This window comes from Clostridium sp. 7_2_43FAA, assembly GCF_000158375.2.
GTDB classification, from domain to species: Bacteria; Bacillota; Clostridia; order Clostridiales; family Clostridiaceae; genus Clostridium; species Clostridium tertium.
In genome coordinates this window covers 945,927-969,232 of sequence record NZ_JH815222.1, presented here as the reverse complement: position 1 = coordinate 969,232, position 23,306 = coordinate 945,927, and the positions used below count along the sequence as shown (strand labels likewise).

Annotated in this window: 19 protein-coding genes and 1 other annotated feature; of the genes, 5 read left to right on the top strand and 14 right to left on the bottom strand. The window is 26.8% G+C overall.

The window, feature by feature from the left end:
* Nucleotides 1-400 precede the first annotated feature (400 nt).
* The 6 genes from CSBG_RS06145 to CSBG_RS06120 form a co-directional block, all read right to left on the bottom strand.
* Nucleotides 401-1,795 carry a glycosyltransferase family 2 protein gene (locus CSBG_RS06145; protein ID WP_008677982.1) on the bottom strand — a complete coding sequence of 465 codons (1,395 nt, stop codon included), beginning with the start codon at nucleotides 1,793-1,795 and terminating at the stop codon, nucleotides 401-403.
* A 539-nt stretch (nucleotides 1,796-2,334) separates the two neighbouring features.
* Nucleotides 2,335-3,681, bottom strand: a complete 1,347-nt coding sequence (gene gdhA / locus CSBG_RS06140) for an NADP-specific glutamate dehydrogenase (RefSeq protein WP_008677981.1) — start codon at nucleotides 3,679-3,681, stop codon at nucleotides 2,335-2,337.
* 278 nt (nucleotides 3,682-3,959) lie between these two features.
* Nucleotides 3,960-4,583: a hypothetical protein gene (locus tag CSBG_RS06135; RefSeq protein WP_008677980.1), complete on the bottom strand. Its 624-nt coding sequence runs from the start codon at nucleotides 4,581-4,583 to the stop codon at nucleotides 3,960-3,962.
* Between the two features lie 88 nt (nucleotides 4,584-4,671).
* Complete coding sequence (locus CSBG_RS06130) at nucleotides 4,672-5,649, bottom strand: rhomboid family intramembrane serine protease (protein WP_008677979.1); 978 nt, start codon at nucleotides 5,647-5,649, stop codon at nucleotides 4,672-4,674.
* A 72-nt stretch (nucleotides 5,650-5,721) separates the two neighbouring features.
* A complete protein-coding gene (gene pepF / locus CSBG_RS06125) occupies nucleotides 5,722-7,524 on the bottom strand; it encodes an oligoendopeptidase F (RefSeq protein ID WP_008677977.1) in 1,803 nt (600 codons plus the stop codon).
* A gap of 31 nt (nucleotides 7,525-7,555) precedes the next feature.
* A complete protein-coding gene (locus tag CSBG_RS06120) occupies nucleotides 7,556-7,954 on the bottom strand; it encodes a DUF6762 family protein (RefSeq protein ID WP_008677976.1) in 399 nt (132 codons plus the stop codon).
* 426 nt (nucleotides 7,955-8,380) lie between these two features.
* On the opposite strand from CSBG_RS06120, the gene CSBG_RS06115 reads away from it, so the two are divergent.
* On the top strand, nucleotides 8,381-9,052 hold the full coding sequence (locus tag CSBG_RS06115; protein WP_008677975.1) for a metal ABC transporter ATP-binding protein: 672 nt from the start codon (nucleotides 8,381-8,383) through the stop codon (nucleotides 9,050-9,052).
* A 26-nt stretch (nucleotides 9,053-9,078) separates the two neighbouring features.
* A complete protein-coding gene (locus CSBG_RS06110) occupies nucleotides 9,079-9,876 on the top strand; it encodes a metal ABC transporter permease (RefSeq protein WP_008677974.1) in 798 nt (265 codons plus the stop codon).
* A 49-nt stretch (nucleotides 9,877-9,925) separates the two neighbouring features.
* Here the strand turns inward: CSBG_RS06110 and CSBG_RS06105 are convergent, their stop codons facing one another.
* Together CSBG_RS06105 and CSBG_RS06100 are read right to left on the bottom strand one after the other, a co-directional pair.
* Nucleotides 9,926-10,357 (bottom strand): Fur family transcriptional regulator, encoded by a 432-nt coding sequence (locus tag CSBG_RS06105; protein WP_008677973.1) that lies wholly within the window; start codon nucleotides 10,355-10,357, stop codon nucleotides 9,926-9,928.
* Nucleotides 10,358-10,419: 62 nt separating this feature from the next.
* Nucleotides 10,420-10,974: a manganese efflux pump gene (locus tag CSBG_RS06100; protein ID WP_008677972.1), complete on the bottom strand. Its 555-nt coding sequence runs from the start codon at nucleotides 10,972-10,974 to the stop codon at nucleotides 10,420-10,422.
* A 189-nt stretch (nucleotides 10,975-11,163) separates the two neighbouring features.
* Between CSBG_RS06100 and CSBG_RS06095 the strand changes: the two genes are divergently transcribed.
* Nucleotides 11,164-12,381: a 6-phosphofructokinase gene (locus tag CSBG_RS06095; protein ID WP_008677971.1), complete on the top strand. Its 1,218-nt coding sequence runs from the start codon at nucleotides 11,164-11,166 to the stop codon at nucleotides 12,379-12,381.
* 191 nt (nucleotides 12,382-12,572) lie between these two features.
* Nucleotides 12,573-14,492 (top strand): ABC-F family ATP-binding cassette domain-containing protein, encoded by a 1,920-nt coding sequence (locus CSBG_RS06090; RefSeq protein WP_008677969.1) that lies wholly within the window; start codon nucleotides 12,573-12,575, stop codon nucleotides 14,490-14,492.
* Between the two features lie 134 nt (nucleotides 14,493-14,626).
* Here CSBG_RS06090 and dut read toward each other — a convergent pair whose 3' ends face one another.
* The 4 genes from dut to CSBG_RS06070 form a co-directional block, all read right to left on the bottom strand.
* Nucleotides 14,627-15,067 (bottom strand): dUTP diphosphatase, encoded by a 441-nt coding sequence (gene dut, locus CSBG_RS06085; protein WP_008677967.1) that lies wholly within the window; start codon nucleotides 15,065-15,067, stop codon nucleotides 14,627-14,629.
* 270 nt (nucleotides 15,068-15,337) lie between these two features.
* Nucleotides 15,338-16,009: a prealbumin-like fold domain-containing protein gene (locus tag CSBG_RS17910; RefSeq protein ID WP_008677966.1), complete on the bottom strand. Its 672-nt coding sequence runs from the start codon at nucleotides 16,007-16,009 to the stop codon at nucleotides 15,338-15,340.
* Between the two features lie 95 nt (nucleotides 16,010-16,104).
* The gene (locus CSBG_RS06075) at nucleotides 16,105-18,336 is read right to left on the bottom strand and encodes a GGDEF domain-containing phosphodiesterase (protein WP_207745196.1); all 2,232 of its coding nucleotides are present in this window, start codon (nucleotides 18,334-18,336) and stop codon (nucleotides 16,105-16,107) included.
* Between the two features lie 157 nt (nucleotides 18,337-18,493).
* On the bottom strand, nucleotides 18,494-19,771 hold the full coding sequence (locus tag CSBG_RS06070; RefSeq protein WP_008677964.1) for a uracil-xanthine permease family protein: 1,278 nt from the start codon (nucleotides 19,769-19,771) through the stop codon (nucleotides 18,494-18,496).
* 322 nt (nucleotides 19,772-20,093) lie between these two features.
* On the opposite strand from CSBG_RS06070, the gene CSBG_RS06065 reads away from it, so the two are divergent.
* Nucleotides 20,094-20,840, top strand: coding sequence for a polysaccharide deacetylase family protein (locus tag CSBG_RS06065; protein WP_008677963.1), 747 nt, complete (start codon nucleotides 20,094-20,096; stop codon nucleotides 20,838-20,840).
* A 57-nt stretch (nucleotides 20,841-20,897) separates the two neighbouring features.
* On the opposite strand, the gene CSBG_RS06060 is transcribed toward CSBG_RS06065, so the two are convergent.
* Together CSBG_RS06060 and CSBG_RS06055 are read right to left on the bottom strand one after the other, a co-directional pair.
* The gene (locus CSBG_RS06060) at nucleotides 20,898-21,416 is read right to left on the bottom strand and encodes a tryptophan transporter (protein ID WP_035285699.1); all 519 of its coding nucleotides are present in this window, start codon (nucleotides 21,414-21,416) and stop codon (nucleotides 20,898-20,900) included.
* Between the two features lie 140 nt (nucleotides 21,417-21,556).
* Nucleotides 21,557-21,788 (bottom strand) — a binding site (T-box leader).
* A gap of 32 nt (nucleotides 21,789-21,820) precedes the next feature.
* The gene (locus CSBG_RS06055; protein WP_008677961.1) at nucleotides 21,821-23,197 is read right to left on the bottom strand and encodes an MATE family efflux transporter; all 1,377 of its coding nucleotides are present in this window, start codon (nucleotides 23,195-23,197) and stop codon (nucleotides 21,821-21,823) included.
* Nucleotides 23,198-23,306: the final 109 nt, after the last annotated feature.

Below are 23,306 nucleotides of genomic sequence, written 5' to 3'. Positions count from 1 at the left end.
TAGTTTAACCATCCATATTCAATATATATATACTTCAATTAATAATGTAAATAATTAAAACTAATTGTATATTAAATAGCCAACATACTTATTTAATTAAAATTTAAATTGAAATCATATATACTAATAATTTTTAATATAAGTTACTCAAACATTAAATTTATTTTATAATATCAATTACTTAAATTAATTATTTAAGCCTTAAAGCTTTATTGTAACCTATATAATCTTTTTAATTTTATCATAATTAACTTACAAATAAAAATATAAATCTTTATATCAAAAAAGTCAAACAAACGTTCGCAAAAGAATTTAAAATTTAAAAATATTTATAATCCTCTTTACATATTTAAAGAGCTGTTATAAAACTATTTTAGTAGTTTTATAACAGCTCTTTTAATTACTGAACATCACAAATTTCTATATTTCTAACATGCTTAGTCGGATTCCATTCCTTATTATTCTTTCTTATTATACCTTCTATTGTAATTGGTATCCATGTTAATGTATATAATGAATATAATAAGAATCTAAAGAATAAAATAAGTTTCTTTTTACCTAGGAATAATGCTGTAGCTAATAAGAACGCCAAATTATAAACTATGTCTATTAATAAAACTGTTGCATAATTTTCTGCCTTCGTAGCAAATACAGGTAATATAAATACGCTTAAAGAATAGAATATAAGCATTACAAAAAGTCCAGGTGATATCTTTTTATCTAATCTCATAATTAAAGGAGTAATTAAAAATTGCATAATACCAATAACTTTAAAGAAAACATCTCCTGTTAAATAACTAATTAAAAAGATATTAAGTCCTTCTGGGCTCATGCCTTGAATAAAGCTTAATACTGCTGATATACCAATCATTAAAGTAAAGAACGGCTGTATAACATATAAAGCACAATCTAAAACAAACCATTTTCTTTCTTTGATGCCTTTTTTGACAAGTTTAACAAAATATCTAGATGCTACATCTGTAAATCCTTGCATCCATCTTCTTCTTTGTACCCATGATTGTTTTAATGTTAATGGCTTTTCATCATAAATTATTGCATCATGAGCCCAACCTACTTTTTCGCCATTTAAAACTAATTTACAACTAAATTCTAAGTCTTCAGTTAAGCATGTAGCTCCCCAACCAAACTTCTTTAAAATATCTGTGTCTATAGCAAATCCTGTTCCCCCAATTTGATTTGATAATCCAACATTTGCTCTTGCTAATTGATACATTCTATTTTGTGTCCAAAATGCTATTGAATAAGAAGTAGCTATCCATGAATCATTAGGATTTTTACTATCTATATAGCCTTGTACTACTTTATAACCTTCTATCATTTTTGAATTTATTTCTTTACACCAATTTTTTGATACTAAATTATCAGCATCAAATACTGCAACTGCATCATATTTCTTTTGCATTTTGAATATTTTATCAAACATCCATTCTAATGCATATCCTTTACCCTTTTGCTCTTTATTGAATCTTTCATAAACATAGACTCCATATTTTCTTGCTATTTTTGCAGTGTTATCATCACAATTATCTGCAATAACAAAAACATCAAAAAGTTCTCTCGGATAATCCTGATTTAGCATACTCTCTATTAACTTTCCAATAACAACTTCCTCATTATGAGCTGCAACTATCATTGCAAACTTTTTTGTAGGTGTATAATTTTTCTTTTCTACTTTTCTTCTTAATCCAAAAAAAGCTAATATGAAATAATACATCATTATTGCAAAGACAACAATCTGAAATGCACCTGTCACAGTAAAAATAATCTCTTCCATTACATCCACTCCTATAAATAAAGGAAATTTTCCTTGTATTACTATTTTTGAACATTATCTTTGACATCTTTATTAAATATATTCTAATAGGGGTAAAAAATCAAGTGTAGAAATCTTAAAAATTCATTAATATTATATTAATCCAGCGTGCTTCAATTAATAATCTAAGTAATTAAAACTAGGAATATATTATAAAAATTGTAATTACATATTATTTAATTTTTCATTTGAATTACTAAAATAATAATTCTAATTATATATTTCAATTACTCAGTTTATCAAATACCAAATAATTATTTATATATATTATTTTATCCTATATAAATAACATATATAAATAATATGCTTATGTAATAATTCCCTAATTTTTTTACCCTAAATAAATATATTGTTGATAGTTTCCTTTTATTAATAATTTTCTTTATATCTTTATAAAATTTATACTATTAAAATATAAAAGCCACTTAGCTTATAGTATTAACTTAAAACTAAGTGACTTCTTATTAATAATCTTAAAATAGGGGTTGCTATTTTTGAGATTATACTATTCCTTGAGCTAACATAGCCTCTGCAACCTTCTCAAATCCAGCTATATTTGCTCCCATTAATATATTTCCTGGCTCGCCATACTTTTCTGCTGCACTTTTAGAGTTCTTATATATGTTTTTCATTATATCTTTAAGCTTTAAATCAACCTCTTCAAAACTCCAAGCTAATCTCATACTATTTTGAGACATTTCTAAAGCAGAACAGGCAACTCCACCTGCATTAGCAGCCTTTGCTGGACCAAACATTACTCCAGATTTTTGAAGTAATTCAATTGCATCTAAATCAGTTGGCATGTTAGCACCTTCTGACACAACTTTTACTCCATTTGAAATTAATATTTCTGCGGATTCTCTATCTAATTCTCCTTGTGTTGCACAAGGAAGTGCTATATCACAATTAATCTTCCAAATTTCCCTAAATCCTTCTACATACTTAGCAGTTGGAATTGAATCTAAATACTCCTTGATTCTACCTCGTTTTACTTCTTTAATTTCTTTTATTACATCTAAATTTATTCCATTTTCATCATAAATATATCCATTTGAATCACTTAAAGCTACAACCTTAGCACCTAATTCTGTTGCTTTTTCACAAGCATATATAGCAACGTTTCCTGACCCTGATATGACTACAGTCTTGTCTTTAAAACTTAAATTATTATCATTTAGCATTTCTTCTGTGAAATACACTAATCCATAACCTGTAGCTTCTTTTCTAGCTAAACTTCCACCATAAGTTAATCCTTTTCCAGTTAAAACGCCTTGATCATTTGCATTTCTAATTTTCTTATAATAGCCATACATATATCCTATTTCTCTAGCTCCAACTCCTATATCTCCAGCTGGGACATCTGTATCAAGACCTATATGCTTACATAATTCTGCCATAAAGCTTTGACAAAATCTCATTACTTCTCTATCAGATTTTCCTTTAGGGTCAAAATCTGATCCCCCCTTACCTCCACCTATAGGTAAGCCAGTTAAGGAATTTTTAAATATTTGTTCGAAACCTAAAAACTTTATTATACTTTGATTTACAGATGGATGGAATCTTAGTCCACCTTTATAAGGTCCAATTGCACTATTAAACTGAACTCTAAACCCTCTATTAATTTGAACCTTTCCTTCATCATCTACCCATGGTACTCTAAAAAATATTTGTCTTTCAGGTTCAACAATTCTTTCTAATATTCCCTCTTCTATGTATTCAGGATGCTTGTCGAATACTGGCACTAAAGAATTCAGTACTTCTTTTATTGCAGATAGAAATTCTTTTTCACCACTATTTCTTTTTTCTACTTCAGTAATAACTTTATTTACATATTCTCTTCCGGACATTGGCCCCAACTCCTTTAATTTCCAATAATACTTATAATACATTATTATAATATTTTTTACTATATTTTTCTTTAATATTCTATAAAATTATTAATTTAATAATTTTATACGCATTTGCATATTATTTTAAAAATTTGAAAACATTTAAAAATCATTATATAAATTTTATTATGTAACGAATTTAAGTACAGATTATAAATATTACTAATAAAAAAATAATCTTTATAACCTGTACTTAAATTATAATAATTTATTTAATAAAATTTATTTAATAAAATTTATTTTCTACTTTTTTCTACATCATCTATTATATACTTTATTATTTTTATATCTTTACCTTTGCTATACATATATATTGGAATAGCTGTTATTATCCCAACCACAGTTCCACATATTATATCCCACATAGTATCATTTAAACTACCATTTTGAGCATGAAGTCCAAATAAAGAATCTGTTGTAAACTCCCATATTTCCCAGGTTCCCGCTGCAGCTGTTGCAAATAATATAACAAACATAACTGAAATAAGCGGGTTCATTTCTTTTCTTGATTTTTCATTAGTTAAATATAAAAATAAAACATATCCAATTATAGCAATTATAGCACCAGATAATAAGTGCAAAAATTTATCATAATTAGTTATTGAATAAAAATCCCAAACACTTGCTAAATACATTGATAAGAATATAAAACTCATATTTATATAGTATATAATTCTAGATCCCTTAAGAAAGCTCTTTATATATAATAAATATGCTCCTACTATAGTTACAAATGTAAGTCCTATTCTAAAAAGCTTTTCTCCATCCCTTACCATAAAATCGTATATAGCAGTTATTATTAGTAGTAAAGTAAAAATAACTGCTAGTATAAATTCATTCTTATTTTCTTTATTCTTCAATGATATCACTCCTAGAATTTAATACTGATAATTATAACAAATTTAAAAATTTATTTTTACTTTATAAATATTGTTTACTAAATATTAACTAATTAATCTTAAAATTTTTCTTTTTAAATAATATAAATGAAGTTATTGTTCCAAGAATCAATCCACCTAAATGAGCAAAATTATCTATATTCGGAATAGTTATACCTATAATAACATTCAATCCTATAGTCTCTAATATATTTTTCATATATTGCTTTCCAATTTTATCTCTTTCTTTTAATCCAAATATAAGCATTGCTCCTAAGAGTCCAAATATTGCACCTGATGCACCTACAGATATACTATTAGGCTTAAATAAATAACTAACCACAGATCCACCTAAAGCTGATATAACATAAATTGCTATATATCTCTTACTTCCATATACAGCTTCGACTTCTCTTCCTATGATATTAAGCGCACTCATATTAAAGAATATATGAATTATTCCACCATGTAAAAAAGCAGATGTTAATAATCTATATATTTCCCCACTATTAATTAGAACATTAACTTTTGCGCCCATTTGAATTAAGGTATAAATATCAATATCAATTAAATTTCTGGATTTAATAACTTCAATTAAATATAATAAAATATTTAAAATAATTATTGTATATGTAACTTTATATTCCTTAAAGCTTATCCTTCTTTTACTATCTATATTCACTATATAATCTATAATTGGAATAAACGCCTTAGATCCATTACTACAATATATTATTTTTCTTTCTTTTAAAGAAAATATTAATTTATTATAATTACTTTCTCCATAATTTATATATTCTCCTGAAGTTAGAATTATTAAATTTAAGATAAATGGCTTATTTAATGATTTTGCTAGATATTCTCTTGCTTCATTAAAGTCAACTTCTTCATCTGAATCCTTTACCACTATAACTCCAACCATTACTTCATCTAAATCTAATAATCCTATCCATTTATTTTTATTATGATAATTACTATAATAATCCCTCATAAAGAATTTTAATTCCTTAGTTATTGAATTAAAAAATACTTTTTCAAACTTCTCCACCTATATCCCCCTATCATTTGAATAGTAATAAGCAATTGGCATTTTGTTTACCAATTGCTTATTAATCTTTTATTAATTAATTTCTTTATCTAGCATATCCAGAAGTTCATTAAATCTTTCTATAGTTGCTTCTAAAGGTCTTGAAGTAGTCATATCAACTCCAGCCTTCTTTAAAATTTCTATTGGATAATTGCTACCACCACTCTTTAAAAATTCTATATACCTCGGAACTGCATCTTCTTTTCCTTCCAATATTGATTTTGCAAAAGCTGATGCCGCAGCATATCCAGTTGCATATTGATAAACATAGAAATCAGAATAAAAATGTGGTATTCTTGCCCATTCAATATTAATTTCTTCATCAACTATCATATCTGGTCCAAAATACTTAACATTTAACTCATGCCATGCTTTATTATAATCTTCAGCTGTTAAAGGTATTCCTTTTTCTAAGCTTTCATGAGTATATAATTCAAACTCTGCAAACATAAGTTGCCTAAATACAGTTGTTCTTATTTGCTCTAATTCTTGATTTATTAAATATAATTTTTTCTTCTTATCTGTTTCTTTATTTATTAAATGATGTATTAGAAGTGCTTCATTAGTAGTTGATGCTACTTCTGCACAAAATAGTGTATATCCTGCATAAATATATGGTTGCTCTTTTCTTGAATAATAAGAATGAATAGAGTGGCCCATTTCATGAGCTAACGTAGACACATCATGCAACTCATAATTATAGTTTAATAAAACATATGGCATTGTTTTATATCCACCCCAAGAATAAGCTCCTCCTCTTTTACCTTTGTTTTGATATATATCTATCCAGCCTTCTTCAACTCCACCTTTAAATATATTTAAATATTCATCTCCTAATGGTTTTAATCCTTCTAAAACCATATCTACAGCACTATTAAATTCTATATGCTCTTTAGGTATTTCAATAACTGGAACATATAAATCATACATATGCATTTCATTTAATCCTAGTAGTTGTTTCTTTAATGCTACATATCTATGAAGAGATTTTAAATTTTCATCTATAGTTTTTAAAGAATTCTTATAAACTTCTAGCGGTATATCATTTGGCTTTAATGAAGCTTCTAGTGCAGAATTATATTTTCTAACTTTTGCACTAAAATTAAAGTTCTTTATTGAACTTGTTAATGTAGTTGCAAAAGTATTTTCTAAATCTTTATATGACTTAAATAATGTTTTAAATGCTTCTTCTCTTACTTTTCTATCTTTACTTTTTATAAATCCTGAATAATTACCTTCTGTTAATTCTACCTTTTTACCATCCTCATCCAATATATCTCCAAACTTCATATCTGCATTTGTAAGCATATTGTGAATTGAGTCTGGAGCATCTAAACAATCTGAAACTTGTGCTAATAGTTCTTCTTGCTCTTTACTTAAAATATGAGGTTTTTCTTTTAATATATCTTCAAACATAAATGAATACATCTTTAGCTTTTCATTAGTATTTATAGTATTTCTTATAAAATCATCCTCTAATGACAATATTTCTGGTACAAAATATGCTGTATATGATGCAAATTCTGCCATATAAGAATCTACCTTATTCATCATAGATTGATATTTAGGATTTGATGTGTCTTCATCACACTTTAAATGTGCATATACATATACTGTTTCAGCCTTTATACCTAAATCTACATATTTATTTAAGTAGCCTAGAATATTTTCTTCATCATTTAACTTTCCTTCAAAATCCTTAAGTGATGGCGCTTCTTTTTTTAACTCCTCAAAAGTTTTTTCCCACTCTTCATCAGTTGAAAATATTTTATCTACCTTCCACTTATACTTATTTTCTATTTCTTCTCTTTTTTTCAATACCTTTGATTCACTCATAATTTCCGCCTAATTTTTTAGGCCCTCCCTTCTAATTATATTCTTCTTCTTTTCCTACAATATCCTTAAAAGCGTTTTCCATAGAATCTTCAATTAATTCTACACATCTTGTTATTCTTTCCTTCATAACCTCATAATCATCTACATATTCAAATTTTATTAAAAATGTAGGATTATATTCATCTAACACATCCTCAATTTCAAATTCTTCTTTTATAAAGGCATCATAATTAAAAACATCATATATTGCTGAGTATTCCCATTCTTCTACATCTTTATTTGTATCAAAATATAAATTTACAACTTCATTAACAACAAAAAGTTTCTTTACATATAAAGCTCCCTCTGAAACTTGAAAACTTCCAAGCTCCTTAGTTATAAATCCCGTATCCTTATCCTTTTCCATTAATACTAAACTTGAAAAATCCATATATATTCCTCCACAATCTTTACTTTAGTTTTAATAACTTACCTATATTATATGTTTTATTCATAATATAAATCAACTGAATAAAATAATTAAGAAATGAAAGAATGTAAAACTTAATATAAAAAATCTTTAAGAATTTTTTCAATAGAAAATGCTTTCACCAATATATTTTAAGTTTTGCATATCAGGCATTGAATATTTAGTCAAATGTAGTTATGTTCCTACTGAACTTTACCCTAGTAGATTTAAATTAACGTCTCACCTTTTCATGCTAACTTTTTAGCAATAAGTTGCTTCACAATTTTAAAATATGGTAATAATATAAATAATTAAGTAAATATATAATGTATATATAAAGTAATTGTTGCAAACCATTTGCATTTTCATATATAATAAGTCTAGACTATTTAGGAGATGATTTTTTTAATGATTAATATAAAAGATTTATGTTTTTCATATTCCAATAAACCACCATATTTACTTAAAGACATAAATTTAAATATACCTGAAGGTATATATTTATCTATAGTTGGCGAAAATGGAAGTTGTAAAACAACACTAATAAAACTAATACTAGGTTTATTAAAACCAACATCTGGTTCAATTGAAGTTCAATCTAATTCTATTGGATATGTTCCGCAAAGATTAGATTCTTTTAATTCTCAGTTTCCTATTACAGTAAAAGAAGTTTTATCTTGTCACAAAAAAAGTTTGAAAAATATTAATATAAATATTTCTTCTATACTTGAAACTGTAAATATGAAAGATTATGAAACAAGACTTTTAGGAATGCTATCAGGTGGACAGCAGCAAAGAGTTCTTATTGCTAGAGCCTTAATGGGAAATCCAGATATTATTATTCTCGATGAGCCATCTACTGGTGTTGATGAAGCAAATCAAATTGAAATATACAGTATTTTAAAGAAATTAAATCAAGTGGATAAAAAAACTATTATATCAATCGAACATAATATAGATATTGCTTTAAATAATTCAACTCATATACTTAAAGTAGATAATGGAAACATTACATTATTTACAGTTGATGAATATAAGAATTTTAGAAATAATAATTTTAAGTTAAATGATGCTATTTAAGTTTATAATCAAGAAAGGTAGATTATATGTTTCAATTAGATTTTATGCAAAATGCCTTTATGGCTGGCTTTATAATATCAATACTTTGTCCTTTCATAGGACTTTTTTTAGTGCTTAGGCGCTACTCCATGATTGGTGATACATTATCACATTCATCTTTTGCTGGAGTTGCTATAGGATTGGTTTTAGGGGTTAATCCTCTTATAACAGCATTTTTATTTACAACTCTTTGTGCAATAATTATTGAATTATTAAGAGAATATTATAAAAAATACGCTGAACTTGTTATGTCATTAGTTTTAACTTTTAGCTTAGGAATAGCAATAATACTTATAAGTAGTGGAAAAGCTTCCGCTAAAGTTAATTCATTTTTATTCGGTAGTATCCTTACCGTTTCTACACAAGATATATTCATGATATTGATTGTAGGAATAATATGCTTAATAGCACTTATATTTTTATATAATAAGCTTATTTATATTACCTTTGATGAAGAAGGTGCAAAAACTGCTGGGATAAAAGTAAAATTAATAAATTATATTTTCACTATATTAGTTGGTGCAACTATTTCTATGTCTATACGAATAATGGGGATACTTGTAATTTCATCTATAATGATTGTCCCTGTTGCTACTGCAATGCAATTAAAAAAAGGATTCAAAACAACATTATTATATTCAATATTTTTTGGAATGTTTGATATTTTGATGGGATTATTTTTATCGTATTATATAAATAGTGCTCCTGGAGGTACTATTGCAATTACCTCAGTATTTACTTTAATTATAGTAATAATATTAGATAAATTTTTAAATTTTGAATAATGTTTTAATTTTAAATTATAAAAGGGATATTTTTACGAAAATATCCCTTTTATAATTTATTAATATTAATTTTTATTTGTTTTTTACATTGATCACAAATACCATTAAGCTCTAGCTTATGTTCTGTTAAACTAAAACCAACCTTAGCCTTTATAGCTTCTTCTATCTCTTCCATTGGACAAGGTATTTCAACGCACTTATGGCAAACATCGCATTTTAAAGTATGCTTATGACTTTCTTTTTTTAGTATATATATTGCAGGTCCATCTATATTTATTTTCTTAATTATATCTTTTTCTTCAAGTAACTCTAGTGTCCTATATATAGTGCTAAGATTTAAGTTTTCATTTTGCTTTTTACATTCACAATATATATTTTCTGCTGATAGCCCTTTATCTGAAGACTCTATTATATTTAAAATTGAAATTCTTCCTGCTGTTACTCTCATTCCATTTTCTTTTAAATAATTTTCCCAGCTCATTTTATTCTCCTAACGTTCTAATCTTTATATAATTATAACACTAATACTCTACATATTAAATATTAAAAAAATATCATTTTAAATCCCAGTATTAATAATATTAATCCTCCTAATAAATCAGCATATTTACATATAAAATCAACTCTTCTAGCATATCTACACATAAAAAATCCACTTGTACATATAAGTAATGTTATTAATCCTACCAAAATAGCATCAATAAATAATAAGATTTCATTAACTTCATGAAATGCAGTAAAGCCAACTACTAAAGCATCAATACTAACTGACATACCTAAAATCATATACATTGACTTTCTTATTAACACTGACTCATCATTATCATTCTTTTTAAATGCTTCTAGTATCATTATAAATCCTATTAAGGCTATTATAACTCCACCTATAAAATTAGGTATAGCAACTATATATGTATCAAAAAACTTTCCTCCTACTCCTCCTAAAAATATAAATAAAAATTGAAAGAAAGCAAATGAAGCTATAAACCCTATTTTATTTCTTCTTTTTAATATAGGATTTATTCCTAAACTTATACTAAGTCCAAGCGCATCCATTGCCATAGCTACTCCTATTAAAATCACTTCTTTTAATCCCATTTTCTAGAAACCCCTCCAAATTATATAATTCTACTCTATATATAATTATAAAGTATAGTATTTATGTATTATTTTTTTTAAATAAGTACTTTTAATAAGACAAATTTTGTTGTATATTATTAAATAGAGTATATGATATTTGAAAAAGTATATCATATTTTGTAGTTTTATATAAAGGAGAGTAACTTAATGGCGAATTGTATAATTGCTCAATCTGGAGGTCCAACATCTGTTATTAATTCAAGCGTAGTAGGTTTACTACATGCAAATAAGGATTTAGGTGCATTTAATAAAGTATATGCAGGTCTAAATGGAATAGAAGGTATATTAAATGGAAATATAATAGAATTATCTTCCTTTACTGATGATGAAATAAATACATTCAGATATACACCATCTTCTGGTTTAGGTTCTTGTAGATATAAAATGAAAAACTTAGAAGAATCAAGTGAGGAATATGATAAGCTTTTAGATATATTAAAAATTAATGACATAAAAGCCTTCTTTTATGTAGGCGGAAATGACTCTATGGATACTATTGCTAAGCTAGGCAAATATGCAAAAAAAACTGGGATAGACATAAAGTTTATTGGTATCCCCAAGACAATAGATAATGATTTAATGTATACTGATCATACTCCTGGTTTTGGTAGTGCGGCAAAATTTATTGCAACTACAGCCCTTGAAACATATTTAGATTCATCAGTTTATATAAATAACGGAATATTTATTTTAGAGACAATGGGTAGAGATACAGGCTGGCTAGCTGCTTCTGCTTGTACAGCTAGGATCAATGGAGAACCTGTTGCAGATTTTATATATTTACCTGAAGTTGCTTTTGAAATAGAAAAGTTTCTTTTAGATGTTAGAAAAAGATTCCAAGAAAAAAATAAAGTTTTTATAGTTGTTTCAGAAGGCATAAGAAATTCTGAAGGCAAATTTATAACTGAAGTTGAAAAACAATCTCATGATAAATTTGGACATGCACAATTAGGTGGCGTTGGTTCTTACTTAAAGAACTTAATAATCCAGTCTGGTATAACATCCAGAGTTAAATCTTTAGAATTAGGTGTATTACAAAGATGTGCAATCCATTGTGCTTCCGATGTTGATTTAGAGGAAGCTTTTGAAGCTGGATACTCTGCATTAAAGTTTGCACTTGAAGGGCATAGTGGATATATGGTTGCTATAAAAAGAGGTTCAAACTCAACTTATTCTACTTCTCATTTCCTTGTAGAAGCAGATAAGATAGCTAATAATGTTAAATACTTTCCTATGAATTTAATTAATGATGAAGGAAATCATATAAAAGAAGAAGCATTAGATTACTTCTTACCTCTTATTTCCGGAACTCCTTCATTAGTTATAGATAATCATTTACCTAAATTTAAGACTATATCTAAATAGTGAAAAGCATGTAAGCCTTCTTACATGCTTTTATTTATATACATATGCCATTATTTTAATTCTATTAAGAATTCAACATAAAAGTTTACGTATTTGATTAGCTTAACACCTTAGAGTATAATAAAATTGGAATTATTGAAATTTATAAGTTTAAATATATTTGATATATAGGATAAGCGTAGGAGGATAAAATGATAGTTTTAAGTTGCAAAGATATATCGAAAAGTTATGGAATAAGAGATGTACTAAAAGATATTACCTTTTCAATTAATGAAGGTGATAAAGTTGGAATTATTGGTGGAAATGGTGAAGGAAAATCAACCTTATTTAAAATAATATCTAAAGAATTATCACAGGATTCTGGTGAAATATTTATAGATAAAAATAGAACTATAGGATATTTAACTCAACATGTTGATTTAGATTTAAATAATACTATATATGATGAAATGAATTTAGTATTTAAAGATCTTCGTAATATTGAAGATAGACTACATTCGTTAGAAATAAAGATGGCTGAACCTTATAATGAGGATAATGCAGCTTATCATGAAAAAATTATAAAAGATTACACTACCCTTCAGGATTTATATTCTCATAAAGGTGGTTACACATATAAAGGCGAAATATCTAGAGTATTGAAAGGTCTTGGTTTTCTAGAAGAAGACTTCGATAAACCTATAAATACACTTAGTGGTGGACAAAAAACTAGAGTTTCACTTTGTAAACTGCTTTTAAAAAACCCAGATATAATTTTACTTGATGAACCAACTAACCATCTTGATTTGGAAGCTATAGAGTGGCTGGAAGAATATCTAAAAAATTATAAAGGAACAGTTTTAGTAATATCTCATGATAGATTTTTCTTAGATGCTGTTACAAACAATACCTTTGAAGTAATTAATGGCCATGTTAATTGTTACAATGTTTCTTATACTAAATTTATTGACCTAAGAAAGAAAAATTATGAAGCTCAACTTAAAGCTTATAATCTTCAGCAAGCTGAAATTAAAAGACAAGAAGCAATAATAGAAAAATTTAGAAGCTTCAACAGAGAAAAAAGCATAAGAGCTGCTGAAAGTAGAGAAAAAGCCTTAGAAAAGATGGATAGACTAGATGCTCCAGATAAGGAAAAAGAAGCTTCTAAAATTCAATTCGAAGCCTCTGTTAAAAGTGGGCATGATGTTCTTCATATTGAAAACCTAGCTAAAAGCTATGGAGATAATAATCTCTTTTCAAACCTTAATTTAGATCTTAAAAGAGGAGAAAAAGTAGCATTAATTGGAGAAAATGGTCGTGGTAAAACAACTCTCTTTAAAATTATTTTAGATAATTTAAATCCTGATAGTGGTAAAGTTATTCTTGGAACAAACGTAAATGTTGGATATTATGATCAAGAACAATCTGATTTAAACCTAGATAAGACTATTTTAGATGAAGTATGGGATGAATTTCCTAACTTAACTACGTCTAAATTAAGAGGTGCATTAGCATCGTTTTTATTTACTGGAGATGATGTATTTAAAATAATAAATACTCTTAGTGGTGGAGAAAAATGTAGGATAAATTTATTAAAGCTTATGTTATCAAAATCTAATTTATTATTATTAGACGAACCAACAAACCATCTTGATATAATGTCTAGAGAAGCTCTTGAAGATGCACTATTAAGTTATGATGGAACATTAATGGTTATATCTCATGATAGATACTTCCTAAATAAAGTAATTAATAGAATATTAGAACTTAATGAAAATGGTATTAAAGAATTTTTAGGAAACTATAGTTATTATCAAGAAAAGAAAATTAATCCTAATAGGTTTGAAGTTTTAGAAGAACTATCAAATGGAAAAACTAAAACTCAATTAAAAGATGAAAAAAAGAAAAAAAGAGAACTTGAAAAAGAGGAAAAAACTCTAAAGCTAAAAATAAAGAAAATAGAAGATGATATCTCTACTGGAGAAGAAAAGTTATTATCGCTACAAGAAGAACTTTGTCTTGAGGAAATTTATTCTAATCCTTCTGAAAGCGAAAGAGTTAATAAGGAAATAAAAGATTTAGAAGAAAAAATCGCTAGTCTATACGAGGAATGGGAGAATTTATCCAATTAAACGACTTTGCGCAATTTATAATTGATAGTATAGAATTAATGAGAATATATAAATATATTTTTTAAAGTAATTCATCTTAATAGGGGTGCCTTGCGGCAGCCCCTTAACTTTTACTTAATATCATGTAAATTGTTTTATCTTTTCCCTGTGGAACCAAATCCCCCCTCTGCTCTTTCAGTTTCACTTAACTCTTCTACTTCATCAACTTCAACATACCATACTGGTTTTACTACCATTTGTGCAATCTTCATACCTTTTTCAACAATAAAGGTTTCCCTTCCATGGTTTATTAATACTACTCCTACTTCACCTCTATATCCTTCATCTATAGTTCCTGGTGTATTTAAAACAGTAATCCCATGTTTTAATGCTAATCCACTTCTAGGCCTAACCTGCGCCTCAGTTTGAGGCGGTAACTCTATCTTTATTCCTGTTTTAATCAATGCTGTTTCAGATGGATTAATTTTAACCTCTTCTACTGAATATAAGTCTAACCCAGCATCCCCTTTATGTGCATAATTAGGTATTATAGCTTCATTATGTATTTTTTGAACTTTCAATTTTAACTTATTCATTTGTATTCCTCCAATAAAAATCTTATCTTTATTGTAACAAGTAATTCTTATTTATGTCTATACTTATTATATTCAAAATAAAAAGAGGCTGTACAAACAGCCCTTTAACGTAAAATTTAAAATCTTGTAATATTTTATAATAAAGTATTTAAACTTATACTATTTTAAAACTACTGTCAACAGTTCTCATCTTCATTATTCATTTTATATTTTACATTTTTAATTGCGCGACAGCTCCTTTTTATAAGTGTATAAATATTTTCTCATATTCTATCTTCTGTAATAAGCTGACTTTATTTTATTTACTACACATATATTTGCTGATTTATTATTTTTATCTATAGTAACCTCATTCCAAGTATAGTATAAAGGCTTTTCAAAAAATCTTCTATCTACTATTGCTATAACCCTGTAACATCCATTTTCTAAATTTTCAAATACTACTTCTCCATTTGAATCAGTAAATTTTGAATCATACAATTTAGGAGATATACCATTTAATAGATATAAGTTTATCCTTGCTCCCTTAAGTTCTACTCCATCTCTACTTGCTAATCTTGATATGATTTCAATTCTACCTTTTTCCTCTACTCCATTATAACTATTAAAGTTATTTTCTGAGCTATACTGTGAATTATATTGTGAGTTATATTGTTCTTGTGAGCTATCTTGTGAGATACCTTCTAATTTATTTTCTATATTTGAATATAGTCTATCATAAGGGTTTTCACATTTTTCCTCACTAAAATCACTTTCTATTATTTCTTCTTGAGTATTACATATGTTGTCTCTATTAATAGTTCTTGTAGAATTATCCTCGCCAACTTCCCCATCGACTTGAATAAATAAATTCAAATTTCCATTTTCATCTACAGTATATTGATCTTCATTATTATTATTATTTTCGTCACTATGATATTGATCGTCAATAACTATTTTCATATATACCTCCAAAGCATAATATAGTTACATAATATGCTTTGCCTATGATTTTGGTGATAAAATAATAAAAAAAAGTGTCAAAAGACACTTTTTACTTAAGTTGAAATCATTCTAATAGCTTCATCAAACTCGACAGGTCTACTAAAATAATATCCTTGAATAACATCACAACTAATTCTCTTTAAAAAATCCAGTTGTTCTTTAGTTTCAACTCCTTCTGCAACTACTAATAGACTTAAGTAGTGTGAAAGTTCAACAATACTATTTATTATATACTCACTTTTTTCTTCTATAACTATTCCATCTATAAAACTTTTATCTATCTTTAATACATCTATAGGCAAAGTTCTTAAATAACTTAATGATGAATATCCAGTTCCAAAATCATCTAACGCTAATGAAACTCCTAACTTTTTTAACTTCTCTAATGTACTTATATTTCTTTCTGCTGATTTCATTATTATACTTTCTGTAATTTCAAACTCTATATATTCAGCACTCAAATCATAGAACTTTAATGATTCAGATATAAATGAAACTATATCTTCATCCCTAATTTGCACCTCAGACAAATTAATCGCCATTTTAAACTTCTTATTATTTTTTAATGTTAATTCCTTACACCTTCTAAAACTTTCATTTATTATGTATTTTCCTATAGGTATTATAAGACCTGAACTTTCCGCTATTGGTATAAATTCACTAGGTGATACTATTCCTAACGACTTACTATTCCACCTTACAAGAGACTCGAAACCTATAACCTCTTCTGTATCTACTTTAATCTTAGGCTGATATAGCATTTTTATTTCACTCTTGTCAACAGCAACCCTTAACCCTTTTTCTATATCAAATTCTCTATTTAGAATTTCTAATATTTTTATGTCAAAAAATTCATATCTATTTTTCCCATTAACTTTTGCAAGATACATAGCCATATCTGCTCTTTTTAAGAGAATTGGCATATCCCCTCCATCTATTGGATAAACACTAACTCCTATACTTAATGTACAAAAAATTTCTTTATCATTTATTATTATTGGATTACTTAATTTCTTTATTATATTATCTAAAATATACTTAATTTGATTTTTTTCTTGTATATTATATTGAACTATTATAAATTCATCTCCGCCATATCTAGCAAAAAGAGAATCTTTTATTTTCATATTTTTTATAATTTTTGCAAATTCAATTAAAAGTAAATCTCCAGCATCATGCCCATATGTATCGTTAACATATTTGAAATTATCTAAATCTATAAAAATAAATGCTATTTTTTCATTAGGATAATTATTTATATGATTTGTAACCTCTCTCACAAAAAACCTTCTATTTGGAATCCTTGTAACTTCATCATTGAAACTCAAATAATTAATTTCAATTTCTTTTTCCTTTCTATCTGTTATATCTGAAAAAGCTCCATGAATAAATAAATCCCCATTTTTCTCTAATGTTTTTTTCCCTTTACTTTGAAGCCATACAACTTTATTATCCTTACTTAATATTCTATAATCTATAGAATAAAACTCATCTTTTTTTGAATTTAAAACCTTATTTATTTTCTTATTATATAAATCAATATCATCTTCTAATATAAACTTTTTCCAACTTTTATCTGAAATTAATACATCTCCTTCTCCTTTAATTTCTAAATATTCTCTAATACTATAATCAATTGATATAATATTTTGATTAACATTCCACCAAAATGCAATGTCCTTAGATCCCTCTACAGCTAGTCTATTCTTATTTTCTATAACCTTATTCATATTTTCTACTCTTTTTCTTTCAGTTATATCTACAATAAGTCCAGATAAATAAAAAACATTATTTCTTACCTTCCCATTTCCTTGCACTTTAAGTAATAGTTTTTCTCCTGAAAAATCTACTATGGATGATTCTAAAATAAAGTTATCTAATATTCTATTATGTATAATGTTTTCAATGAAAATTTTTATATCTTCTCTTTCATCTTCAACAATAAATGAAAACCATTCATCAAAACTCTCTATATCCTTATTAATTTTTAAAATATCTTTTATCTTTTTAGACATATACAATTTATTATTTTCACTATTCCATTCCCAAATTGCACATTCCAATGCATCTATAGCCATTCTATATCTTCTCTTGCTTGATTCTGCTAATTTATATAGCTTTTCATATTTTTTATTTATATAAACCAATCTAATCATCAACAATAAAATAATAAATAACATGATAGATAATAATGAAGTTACATTGTCAAAATTACTTTTAACTATTAATATAATTAAACATAAACTAGCAAATATGAAAATAAAATTATTTTTTCTTTTTTTCATGATTATCACCAGTACCTTTTCCTTAAAATTATATTCTAATAATTATATATTTTATCATATTCTTCCACATATTAACATAATTTTAACTTGATAAAATTAAAAAATAGACGAATGTAAATATATCAGCTTACATTCGCCTATTTTAATCTTTTATTATTTATTTAAATATCTTTGTTAATACTATATTTAATGTAACACCTACAAGTGCTGACAAACTTAACCCAGATATACTTACAGTTTCAGTTATACTTATTCCTATAGCTTTTGGCATAAATAATCCTGATAATCCTATAAATATAATTGTTATCATAACTATAATATTCTTTATATTAAACTTTACGCCTTCATTCTTAATTGTATTTACTCCAACTAAAGCTATCATCGAAAATAACATTATGCTTATTCCACCCATAACTGATGAAGGTATTGTTCGAATTGCCGCTCCAAACTTATCTATAAAACTTAAAATTATTGCAAAAACTGCTGTTAATCTTAATATTGATGGATCGTAATTTTTAGTTATTGCTAATACACCTGTATTTTCTCCATACGTAGTATTTGCAGGTCCACCTATAAGTGATGCTGTCATAGTAGCAAGTCCATCTCCAAGCAAAGTTCTATTTAAGCCTGGATCTTCAATAAAATTCTTTCCTACAATAGTACCATTAGTTGTTATATCTCCTATATGTTCCATAAATACAGCTAATATAACTGGAACTACTATCATTATTGCTCCTGCATCAAACTTGGGTAAAGTAAACTTTGGAATTGCTATAAAACTTGCATTTTGAATTGCAGTTACATCAACTTGTCCTAATACTAAACTTAGTGTATATCCAACTATGACTGCAATTATTATTGCTAGTTGTGATATAAATCCTTTTGTAAATCTTTTTATGCTTAACGCCAATCCTAATGTTATTATAGCTATTATTAATGCTTTGCCTGAACCTGCTTCGCCAGCTATAAATGAATTTACTCCAGCCATATCTAAAGCTGTTGGTATAAGATTTACACCTATAACTATTATCATTGGTCCAACAACTTGTGCTGGTAAAATATTTCTTATTTTAGATACTCCTATCTTTTTTATTATAAATGAAACCACAACATAAACTAACCCTGCTACAAACATTCCACCTTGTGCATATCTTAAATCTCCATATTGAGTTGCAACTGCACCAATTACTGGAATAAATGCAAAGGATGATCCTAAGAATACAGGCACTTTGCCTTTAGTGCATAGATGAAATATAAGAGTTCCTATTCCAGCTGAAAATAAAGCAACTGATGGATCCAATCCTGTTATTATAGGTACTAAAACTGTTGCTCCAAACATTGCTATTAAATGTTGAAGACCTAAAACACTTTTTATTAAACCTTTCTTAACATTACTTAAGGTGTTTGTTTCTTTTGTCTCTACATATTGTGCCATTTAATGACCTCCCTATTTTTATTAATAAGGAGAAATTCATATTTCTCCTTTTCTAGCCTCTCTGGACTAATTTTAAAAGGTATTTTTGCATAAAAAAACTTCTCTACAAATTTCCAGAGAAGTCATAATAATCCCACAATAATTTTACTTCTTTTGAGCCTCTCTGGACTAATTTAAAGAATAAATTTTCTTTTTCTAAAATTATATCACCTATCTATTATTATTTCAATATAAATTGTAATTTCCATATAATAAACATTGTATTCTTCGAATTCTTGGGAATACTAGTACTAGCATAATAATCTTTAGGAGGATACTTAATATGAAATTTAAAAATTTTAGAAAGACGTTAACTACACTTTCTATGGCATTGATATTATCTTTCTCTTTTATAACTAATGCCCAAGCCATAGAAAATACTGAAAATTCATCTAAAGATAGTGAACAGGAAAAGGTAGTTTATCTTACTTTTGATGATGGTCCTGGTGGAAAAGTTACACTTCAAGTTTTAGATACACTAAAAGCTGAAAATGTTCCAGCTACTTTTTTTGTTATAGGCTGTCAAATCAAAGGACAAGAAAATACTATCTTAAGAATGAAAAATGAAGGACATAGTATTGGACTTCATAGCTTTTCTCATAATAGAGGAAAACTATATTGCGGAGATGAAGGCTTTTTAAAAGAGATGCTACAAGATCAAGAAACCTTGTATGAAGTTACAGGAGAAAAATATAATATTTTAAGATTTCCATTTGGCTGTAATAATCAATCTTACAAATTAACACAAAAATTAGTAGATACATTACATGAAAATAATTTTAAAATATACGACTGGAATACTGATAGTGGTGATGGTGCAAATCATAATTTAGCTCCTGAAAACATAGCAAAGAAAGCATGTAAAAGTGAGGATAAGGATACTGTTGTGATTTTAATGCACTGTACATATATAAATAAAAATTCAGCTAAAGCTTTACCTTCCATAATTAAATATTATAAAGATAAGGGATATACTTTTAAAGCTATTGATGAAACTACTCCAGAGTTGTATAAAGTATCTAAGAAATAATTTTTAGGAGCTGTTTCAATACAGCTCCTATTAAAATTTTTTAATTATCAATGTAATTTATTTTCTTATTAGTACCCCAGTAGCTTTTAAAGCTATTACAATAGCTTTATATAATATCATACCTAAGAATATATTCATTATTGCAGCAGGTATAACAACGATACTAATTAAACTTACTAAGGTACCTGGTAAACCTACTAATAGACTTGCAGATCCTAAAAATACAAATCCACTTAATATAGTTCCTAAACTTAAAGCTATTATCATCTTTATATTATTATTAATTCTATTTCCTATTAACTTAAATATAAAATATATTGCATTTGCTGTTACAACTTTATCTATAATATTAGGTAGTTGTCCACCTGGAAATTTTGTAGTAAGTGCAGTTAATATACCTATTATAATACTTGATATCAAAGTTGTTTTATAATCATTATTTATTACTATAATTATAAATAGCATTGCAAGTGCAAAATCTGGTTGCATAGGTAAACCTAAAGCTGGTGTTATTTGATGTAATAGAGCTCCAATAGCTATCAATATTGCATTTAGTATCATTTTTTTTACATTCATATTTCTATTCATATTCGAAATCTCCTTTTATAAATTAATTTGCTTCAATCTAATTTGTCTCCTCTAGTTCACAACATAATTACCAGCTCCTTTAACCTTTATTTTAATTTAAAAGAATAAAAAAACGTCCTATACAAAATGTATAGGACGATATTATCCGCGTTGCCACCTAAATTGCTTTAAAAGCCTCTCTTATCAGGTACTAACATACCCTATTCCCTATATCGTGGGACTTACGGATCAACTACTTTAATAAAATTTCGTATCACTCCTCAGAGGCCCATTCACTATTTGCTTTAGTACCGAAATCACACCACCTTCGGCTCTCTGAAACCTTACATAATAGCTACTCTCCCTCATCAAAGGATTATTCTAATAATTAATTTACTAATATATTATGCTATTTATTCATAATTGTCAATAACTTCAAGAATTTTTTTTCTATTTGGCACTATTATCATAAAAATAAATAATACTAATAATAATATTCCCTTAACAATGCTTGTACCACTTATACTCCACCAAACTCCATTTATTCCAAGTGAAGACATTCTGCTTAATAAAATAGCTAGAGGTACTCTAAGTCCAGTAAATAATATACTAACCCATGATGGTGTAACCGTATTTCCAAGCCCTGAAAATGCTCCTGCTGTTGTAATTTCTATACACATAAATAATTGGGAATACCCTAATATTTTAAGATATATAGCACCTTGTGAGATAGCTTCAGCTTCAGGTATAAATATTGAAAAAACTCTCTCTCCTGCAAAAACTAGCAATATTGTAGAAAAAATACCCACTAAAATTGCCATAATCATAGTTGCTTTATATCCCTTTAAAATTCTATTCCATCTATTGGCTCCATAATTTTGTCCCACAAAAGCTGTTAAAGCTGCTGCAAAACCTTCTGCCGTCATCCATGATATAGCTTCTATTTGTGATCCAACCTTTTGAACTGCAATTGCTACTGGTCCCCAGGATGCAATTACCCTTCCAATTATCATAGCAAAAACTGAAAACATACAATTTTGAAGTGCTGTTGGAATCCCCAGCTTACATATTCTATAAATATAAATTTTATCTAAATACTTTTTATTTTTTAAACTTAAGCTATATCCATTTTTCACAAATGATATTATAAATATAATAGTTACAACAGCTTGTGCACTAATAGTTGCTAGAGCTGCTCCAATTACCCCAAGCTTTGGAAACCCAAAAAGTCCAAATATCAATATTGGATCAAATATTATGTTAAAAGCTAATCCAATAGTATTTATTAAAAAAGGTATTTTACTACTACCAGAAGCATTAAAAATACCTGTAAATAATGGATTTAAAAAGCTAAATATCATTCCAAATGATACTACAATTAAATAATCTATAGACATTTTTATTATATTTTCATCACCTAAATTAAAGAATCCTATTAATTGATTTCTAAAAATTATTAAAATAATTGTATATAATATTGCTATTACTATATTAATAAATAAACTATTATATATAAATTTATTTCTTTCCTTAACATCTTTCTTTCCTATGGCTTGAGAAACTCCTATTTCGGCTCCTATTTTAGATATAAATACAAGTGCACTTCCAAACCAAGTAAAAAAACCTGCTGTTCCTATTGCTGCAACTGATTCACTACCTATCCTTCCTACCCACATCATATCTATCATATTATAAGCCATTTGTATGAAAGATGTCCCTAAAATAGGAATAGCCAATTTTAGTAATGAATTAAATATATTTCCTGAAACTAAATCCACTGATTTTTTCATATGTACCTCCTTCTGATGATATTATTATCTTCAAATTATATATTTAGTAATATATTTTTTCAATATACTTAAATTTATTTCTTTGTTTTTTTAATATTTTATATTTTTA

What these genes read in the sequence shown, in the direction of transcription:
- CSBG_RS17910 (WP_008677966.1), bottom strand. Translation starts at nt 16,009, where the DNA reads ATGAAAATAGTTATTGACGATCAATATCATAGTGACGAAAATAATAAT.
- CSBG_RS06095 (WP_008677971.1), top strand. Translation starts at nt 11,164, where the DNA reads ATGGCGAATTGTATAATTGCTCAATCTGGAGGTCCAACATCTGTTATT.
- CSBG_RS06090 (WP_008677969.1), top strand. Translation starts at nt 12,573, where the DNA reads ATGATAGTTTTAAGTTGCAAAGATATATCGAAAAGTTATGGAATAAGA.
- CSBG_RS06120 (WP_008677976.1), bottom strand. Translation starts at nt 7,954, where the DNA reads ATGGATTTTTCAAGTTTAGTATTAATGGAAAAGGATAAGGATACGGGA.
- CSBG_RS06145 (WP_008677982.1), bottom strand. Translation starts at nt 1,795, where the DNA reads ATGGAAGAGATTATTTTTACTGTGACAGGTGCATTTCAGATTGTTGTC.
- gdhA (WP_008677981.1), bottom strand. Translation starts at nt 3,681, where the DNA reads ATGTCCGGAAGAGAATATGTAAATAAAGTTATTACTGAAGTAGAAAAA.
- dut (WP_008677967.1), bottom strand. Translation starts at nt 15,067, where the DNA reads ATGAATAAGTTAAAATTGAAAGTTCAAAAAATACATAATGAAGCTATA.
- pepF (WP_008677977.1), bottom strand. Translation starts at nt 7,524, where the DNA reads ATGAGTGAATCAAAGGTATTGAAAAAAAGAGAAGAAATAGAAAATAAG.
- CSBG_RS06065 (WP_008677963.1), top strand. Translation starts at nt 20,094, where the DNA reads ATGAAATTTAAAAATTTTAGAAAGACGTTAACTACACTTTCTATGGCA.
- CSBG_RS06100 (WP_008677972.1), bottom strand. Translation starts at nt 10,974, where the DNA reads ATGGGATTAAAAGAAGTGATTTTAATAGGAGTAGCTATGGCAATGGAT.
- CSBG_RS06115 (WP_008677975.1), top strand. Translation starts at nt 8,381, where the DNA reads ATGATTAATATAAAAGATTTATGTTTTTCATATTCCAATAAACCACCA.
- CSBG_RS06075 (WP_207745196.1), bottom strand. Translation starts at nt 18,336, where the DNA reads ATGAAAAAAAGAAAAAATAATTTTATTTTCATATTTGCTAGTTTATGT.
- CSBG_RS06110 (WP_008677974.1), top strand. Translation starts at nt 9,079, where the DNA reads ATGTTTCAATTAGATTTTATGCAAAATGCCTTTATGGCTGGCTTTATA.
- CSBG_RS06105 (WP_008677973.1), bottom strand. Translation starts at nt 10,357, where the DNA reads ATGAGCTGGGAAAATTATTTAAAAGAAAATGGAATGAGAGTAACAGCA.
- CSBG_RS06055 (WP_008677961.1), bottom strand. Translation starts at nt 23,197, where the DNA reads ATGAAAAAATCAGTGGATTTAGTTTCAGGAAATATATTTAATTCATTA.
- CSBG_RS06070 (WP_008677964.1), bottom strand. Translation starts at nt 19,771, where the DNA reads ATGGCACAATATGTAGAGACAAAAGAAACAAACACCTTAAGTAATGTT.
- CSBG_RS06060 (WP_035285699.1), bottom strand. Translation starts at nt 21,416, where the DNA reads ATGAATGTAAAAAAAATGATACTAAATGCAATATTGATAGCTATTGGA.